General features: G+C 60.0%; 5 protein-coding genes. 1 reads left to right on the top strand and 4 read right to left on the bottom strand.

The features are described 5' to 3' along the window. Nucleotides 1-67: 67 nt before the first annotated feature. On the bottom strand, nucleotides 68-250 hold the full coding sequence (locus Q3981_RS10015; protein WP_303125857.1) for a hypothetical protein: 183 nt from the start codon (nucleotides 248-250) through the stop codon (nucleotides 68-70). 189 nt (nucleotides 251-439) lie between these two features. On the opposite strand from Q3981_RS10015, the gene Q3981_RS10010 reads away from it, so the two are divergent. Continuing rightward, nucleotides 440-1,903 (top strand): NAD-dependent succinate-semialdehyde dehydrogenase, encoded by a 1,464-nt coding sequence (locus Q3981_RS10010; RefSeq protein ID WP_303125859.1) that lies wholly within the window; start codon nucleotides 440-442, stop codon nucleotides 1,901-1,903. Between the two features lie 13 nt (nucleotides 1,904-1,916). Here the strand turns inward: Q3981_RS10010 and eutC are convergent, their stop codons facing one another. Genes eutC through eat form a run of 3 tightly spaced genes read right to left on the bottom strand, consistent with a single transcriptional unit; the run spans nucleotide 1,917 to nucleotide 5,643 of the window. Beyond that, on the bottom strand, nucleotides 1,917-2,768 hold the full coding sequence (gene eutC, locus Q3981_RS10005; RefSeq protein WP_303125855.1) for an ethanolamine ammonia-lyase subunit EutC: 852 nt from the start codon (nucleotides 2,766-2,768) through the stop codon (nucleotides 1,917-1,919). After that, entirely contained in the window at nucleotides 2,765-4,162 is a 1,398-nt protein-coding gene (locus tag Q3981_RS10000) for an ethanolamine ammonia-lyase subunit EutB (RefSeq protein WP_303125853.1), read from the bottom strand. The genes eutC and Q3981_RS10000 overlap by 4 nt, the downstream gene beginning before the upstream one ends. Continuing rightward, nucleotides 4,162-5,643 carry an ethanolamine permease gene (eat, locus tag Q3981_RS09995; protein ID WP_303125850.1) on the bottom strand — a complete coding sequence of 494 codons (1,482 nt, stop codon included), beginning with the start codon at nucleotides 5,641-5,643 and terminating at the stop codon, nucleotides 4,162-4,164. Before eat ends, Q3981_RS10000 begins: the two co-directional genes overlap by 1 nt. Between the last annotated feature and the right edge of the window lie 335 nt (nucleotides 5,644-5,978).

The following is a 5,978-nucleotide window of genomic DNA, read 5'->3' as shown; positions in this document are numbered from 1 at the left end:
TATAAGAAAGCCGATGGCAAAAGATGAGAACACTAGATGAGAAGACTAGGTCTCGCTCGTTGTGCTTTTAGTTATCGAGGGTAACTTCGATGTTTCCTTCTTCGGTATCAAACCATAATGCGGCGATTTCTTTTGCAACGGCTTCCCCATCTTCACGTCGATTTGCCTGACCGAAAATGTCGTACTTAGGGATGGTGACAAGCCACCATTCTCCATCCGGTTCAACTGTTGCATGGACGTGTATGGTCATTATTTTTTATCTCCACTGTGCCGGCGTAGTGACAATCGTTGTAATAATACCTCCTCTGATTCCAGTGGAGCAGTGTTTTCTCCGCTATTCCGCTTTCCCGACGCAAAAGTGTAACGGGGATTACCCTGGCAGTTATCCCTACACGTGACAGTCAACTGACCTGTGACAATCAATCTGAAAGGCGTCGTTGTGTCTATTGATCCGAAAGAGCTGATAGCGAAAACTCCTACCCAGTTGTTTATTAATGGGAAGTGGGTTGATTCGGCTAGCTCAGAGACGTTTGATGTGGAGAATCCTGCCACCGGTGAGGTCATCGCAACCGTGGCTAGCGCGACGGGCGATGATGCCATTAAGGCTCTTGACGCGGCATCCGATGCCCAATACGAGTGGTCACATACGTCGACCCGTGAGCGCAGCTCAATACTGAAAAAGGCGTTTGACCTGGTTCAAGAGAACTCTGAGGAATTAGCCACGTTGATGACGCTGGAAATGGGGAAGCCTCTCGCGGAATCCCGCGGTGAGGTGACTTATGGCGGGGAGTTCCTCCGCTGGTTCTCTGAAGAAGCTAACCGCATCGGCGGTCAGTATTCCACGAGTCCGGAGGGCACTCTACGGTTCCTGGTCTCCCGCCGCCCCGTGGGGCCGTGTTTCCTCATTACCCCGTGGAATTTCCCGCTCGCGATGGGCACCCGCAAGATCGGCCCAGCGCTGGCTGCCGGTTGCACCGTCGTGTTGAAGCCCGCGCGTTTGACTCCTCTCACCTCGCTGTACTTCGTCGAGCTGCTGCGTCAGGCCGGCGTGCCGGATGGCGTCGTCAATGTGGTGCCGTCGAAATCCGCGTCGTCAGTGTCGGAGCCGATCATGGACGATTCGCGGTTGCGCAAGATGTCGTTCACCGGCTCGACCGGCGTCGGAAAGCACCTGCTCGAGGCTGCCTCCAAGAACGTGTTGCGCACCTCGATGGAGCTGGGTGGCAATGCTCCGTTTGTCGTTTTTGACGACGCCGATCTGGACAAGGCTGTTGAGGGCGCGATGGCTGCAAAGATGCGGAATATGGGTGAGGCCTGCACGGCTGCGAACCGATTTATCGTGCATGAGTCGGTGGCCGAGGAGTTCTCGAAGAAGCTGGCCGAGGCAATGGGTGATCTGACGTGCGGAAATGGGTTGGATGAGGGCACCACGTGTGGCCCTCTGATTGAGAAGAAAGCCCTGGATAACGTAGCCGCTTTGGTTGATGATGCTAAAGAAAAGGGTGCGAAGGTGCTCTGCGGCGGCGAACCCCTCGAGGGCAAGGGCTATTTCTATAAGCCGACGGTGCTTTATCCGGTTCCAACCAATGCGCGAGTATTCCGGGAAGAGATTTTCGGGCCCGTCGCCCCGATTACGACATTCTCTACGGAAAGCCAGGCACTTGAGTTAGCCAACGATACCGAATATGGATTGTCATCCTATTTATTTACGACGAATGTCCAGCGCGCGCTGCGGTTCTCAGAGGACCTCGAGGCTGGAATGGCCGGGTTGAATGTGGGAGTGTTGTCCAACGCGGCGGCCCCATTTGGTGGCGTGAAGCAGTCCGGCTTGGGCCGCGAAGGCGGAAACGCCGGCATCGAGGAGTACCAGGAGGTTCGCTACATCGCGATGCCGACGGAGTAGGAGTGCGAACTCGTTAGCTGGAAATAGTGTGCCGCGTCGCTTTCAACGTCGCACCCGATTTCCCGAGTTCCATCATTTTCGAGATGAGGTCGGCCGCGGTGAATGCCGCGTGGTCATAACTCAGCCCGTCCGGCGGGTGAATGTTGGAAATGCAGTTCCGCCGCTCGTCGGTCGTCCCCGGTGACGCGTTATACGTGATGTACATGCCTAGCGAATATGGCACCGAAAGCCCAGGTCGCTCGCCGATAATGACGACAATCACGCGCATGTTCATGGCGTGCGCAATGTGATCGCCCAACGCGACCCGCGCTTGGTCAGCTCTGACGGTGGAGGCAATGGAGAGCTCCGGGCAGATGCGGTGAAGTGTGTCTCGCAACGCCTCTTCCGTGGCTTTCCCGTGGTAGGACAAGGCATCGGGAGAGAGACCATCCGCCATGACTATCCCCACATCCCATCCGGCCTCACGAGTGGGCAGTTTCTTGAGGTCGTCTTCGTTGGGGAGTCGTCCCAGGTCCGGGCGTCGTAAATACTCAGACCGATTCCCGGCGCGTGACCGCACGAGCGGTGCGTCGGCAAGGAAGGAAAGTCCTTTCGCGGTGCCGGAACTACCCGCGCCACCCGAATCATCCGCGCCACCGGCATGACCTGAATGAACAGCGTCGCGTGCGGCTGCGTGAGCTGCTGCGAACGATAGCTTCGATGAGGTCGGTTGGGCCGCTCCGTGTCTCCCTAACCCGATCCGCGCCGGGGTGAGATCACGGACTCTCGCCCACGCGTCGGGACGATTGTTGTCCTCAGCACGGTTGTCGTCCTTAGCGCGGCCGGCATCGCCACCCGTGGTCGTGACGTCGAGCTGCTTCGTCATGATGTCCACCCCAATTCCATGGCATGGTCGGGCGAGAGCGCGGGCGCAGGGCCGTCGTCGGCAAGCAATCCGCCTTGGTCCGTAACCCCGGTTGTGTGCAACCACTCTTCGAATTCGGGCGCCGGCCGTTTGCCCATGGTGGCGCGAACCTGCGCGATGTCATGGAAGGACAGGGACTGATAGCCCAGCATGATGTCGTCGGCACCCGGAACGGCGATGACGAAACCGGTGTTCGCCGCAGCCAGAAGGTGCAGGAGCGTGTCCATATCGTCGCTATCCGTTTCGGCATGGTTGGTGTAGCACACGTCGCACCCCATTTGAATGCCCAGGAGCCGCCCACAGAAGTTGTCCTCCAGCCCCGCCCGGATAATTTGCTTACCGTCGTATAGGTATTCGGGCCCGATGAACCCCACCACCGTATTGACCAACAGCGGTCGATACGCACGCGCCACCCCGTACGCGCGAGCCTCCAAAGTTTGCTGGTCAACCGGCCCATCGACGCCGATATTCGCGCCTGCTGACAGGCACGATCCCTGACCGGTCTCAAAATACAAAGCATTCGTGCCGACGGTTCCTCGGCGCAATTCGTCCGCGGCCTGCTCTGCTTCGGCCAGCATGTCGAGTGACACCCCGAAGGACCGCAGCGCTCCCTCCGTCCCTGCAATTGATTGAAACGGCAGGTCCACGGGCGCGCCGGCCTCCATGAGGTCAATCGTCGTCGAGATGTGCGTGAGCACGCTCGACTGCATGGGGATGGAGTACCGCCGCCGCACCTCGTCGAGCAGAAGCAGCAGGTCACGGACCGCTTCGGGGGAATCGCCGGCCGGGTTAATGCCCACCACCGCGTCGCCGCACCCGAACAGCAGCCCGTCGAGGACACTGGCCGCCACACCCGCAGGGTCATCGGTGGGGTGGTTGGGTTGCAGCCGCGACGACAAACGACCAGGTAAACCCAGGGTTGTGCGGAATTTCGTGACGACGCTTAACGCGGCGGAGACCGCGATCAGCTCGCCATTGCTCATGAGTTTGGAGACGGCGGCGGCCATCTCTGGCGTCAACCCCCACGCCAACGAGGAGATGTCGGCGCCGCGATAGGCCTGTTCCAGGAGGTATTCGCGGAACGCGCCCACGGTCATGTGTGCGAGGGGGCGGAACGCGTCGGAGTCGTGGGTTCGGTGGATGAGCTCTGTGACGGCATCGTCGATGAGCGGGCGACGGAGGAACTCGCTGAGTTCCACGTCCGCCAGCACCATGGCCGCGGCGACGCGCTCGGCCGCGGAATTGGCGGCGCATCCGGCCAGTTGGTCGCCCGAGCGGATCGGTGATGCCTTCGCCATCACCTCTGTTAAGGAGGCGAATGAGTACGTGTGTCCAGCTAGGTGTTGGGAAAACATTAGCGGACCTCCTCGGCCTGGAGGGTGGTGGTTGTGCGTGGGGTGAGGGCGGGTTCCTTCAGATCCCTTTCAGCACGTTTCCGCGCAGCGCGTTCCTGCGTAATATCCACCGGCGACGTATTCCGGCCCCACACCGCGTACCCGACGGCTGCCAGCGCCATCACACCCAACGCACATCCGGCGAGCACAGGCGCATTCATGAACGTTGCCACAACCGCGCCCAGCGACAACACCAACGCAACACCCGAGGTCACGACGCCACCGGGCGTCCGGTACGGCCGCGGCAACTCCGGGCGCCGCACCCGCAACACAATATGCGCCACCATCATCAGCGCGTAGGACACCACGGCACCAAACACGGCAACAGACATCAGGGCGTCACCATCGGCCACCAACGTCAACGCAAACCCCACGCACGCGGGGACAATCAGCGCCCACGTCGGCGCGCCGCGGCGGTTCGTCGTCGATAAGAAAGCGGGAAGCAAACCAGCGCGGGACAGCGAAAACGTTAGCCGCGAATACCCGTAAATAATCGAAAAGAACGACGCCACCAGGCCCAACAAGGCCGCGTAATTGATGGCCACCGCAACCGCGTGGTTCGCACCGACGCGCTCAAGGGCGGCTACCAGCGGATTTCCTGACTCCGCCACGACTCCAGTGCCCGCGGCGCCCGGCCCCACCACCATCATCGTGATAGCCGCCACCAGCAAGATCATCATCGCGACGACGATCGCCTTCGGAACCGATTGCGCCGGGTCCTTCGCCTCCTCGGCAGCCATCGGAACGCCTTCGATGGCCAGGAAGAACCACATGGCGAACGGAATAGCCGCCCAAATTCCCGCGAGTCCACCGTCGAAAAGAGAAATTCGGTCCGACGTACCGGATACAGCGTGAGATGAGGACCCTGACCAGCCATCGGTGAAGGCGCTGATATGCACGTGCGGGGCCATCACCACGGTGTACAGCACCAGTGCAGCGACGGCGATGATGGTGACGACGCACATCGCTTTGAGGGCCTCGCCGGCGCCTGCCAGGTGGACAACCACAACCGCGATGTAGCAGAAGAGATAAATGGGCCAACCTGCGGGAACGCCCGGGATGTGGAGGGATTCGACATAACTGCTAATGAAGGTCGCGATGGCGGCGGGGGCTAGCACGTACTCCAACAGAATGGCGATCGCCGTCATGAAACCGGCGAAATCACCCACCGCTACCTGCGCAAACAGGTGGCCACCGCCCGCCGAGGGGAGGGCGGCCGACAGTTCCGCGAGGGCCAGGCACATGCCCATGTACAGCACCGCAACGATGAGGAGAGCGCAGAAAAGGCCACCCCAGCCGCCGGAACCGAGCCCGAACTGCCAGCCGGCGAAGTCCCCCGAAATGACGAACGATACGCCCAGTCCAGCCAGGACAACCCAGTTGAAAGAACCCTGCTTCAAATGGGTTGATGGCTGTGTAGTGGTCTCAAGTGTTGCGGTCATAATGAGACGGTAGGTGCGCTTTCTCTCTGTCCCGTTGCTGCCATGTTGCGGAAGCGTTGCTTTTCTGAGTTTGTGTTACGGCGGGGTAACACGGGGTGAGTGGGAGTGAGCTGTGGTGAGGGGCGGGTGTTGAAGGGCTCAAGCCAGGATGCGGGGGTCGGTGGCTGACGTTTGGCGTTCTCAAGAAAGCGCAGATTTTTACAGTGATTCCACAGGTTTGTTTTGTTGTTCGTTCAGGGGGGCTTCGTAGGTTAAGTGTCGTAAGCGAAACAGAGAACGTAAACACAGAAAAGCGGCTCACGCTTTTCGCGATCTGAAAGTTTGGTGATTCATCT

It is taken from the genome of Corynebacterium sp. (genome assembly GCF_030530965.1).
GTDB lineage: Bacteria > Actinomycetota > Actinomycetes > Mycobacteriales > Mycobacteriaceae > Corynebacterium.
Note: the sequence above shows the minus strand (reverse complement) of the source record. Positions and strands in the feature narration are given on the sequence as shown.

Excerpts from the sequence above, each read along its gene's own strand:
- eat (WP_303125850.1), bottom strand. The coding sequence starts at position 5,643 with ATGACCGCAACACTTGAGACCACTACACAGCCATCAACCCATTTGAAG.
- Q3981_RS10015 (WP_303125857.1), bottom strand. The coding sequence starts at position 250 with ATGACCATACACGTCCATGCAACAGTTGAACCGGATGGAGAATGGTGG.
- Q3981_RS10000 (WP_303125853.1), bottom strand. The coding sequence starts at position 4,162 with ATGTTTTCCCAACACCTAGCTGGACACACGTACTCATTCGCCTCCTTA.
- eutC (WP_303125855.1), bottom strand. The coding sequence starts at position 2,768 with ATGACGAAGCAGCTCGACGTCACGACCACGGGTGGCGATGCCGGCCGC.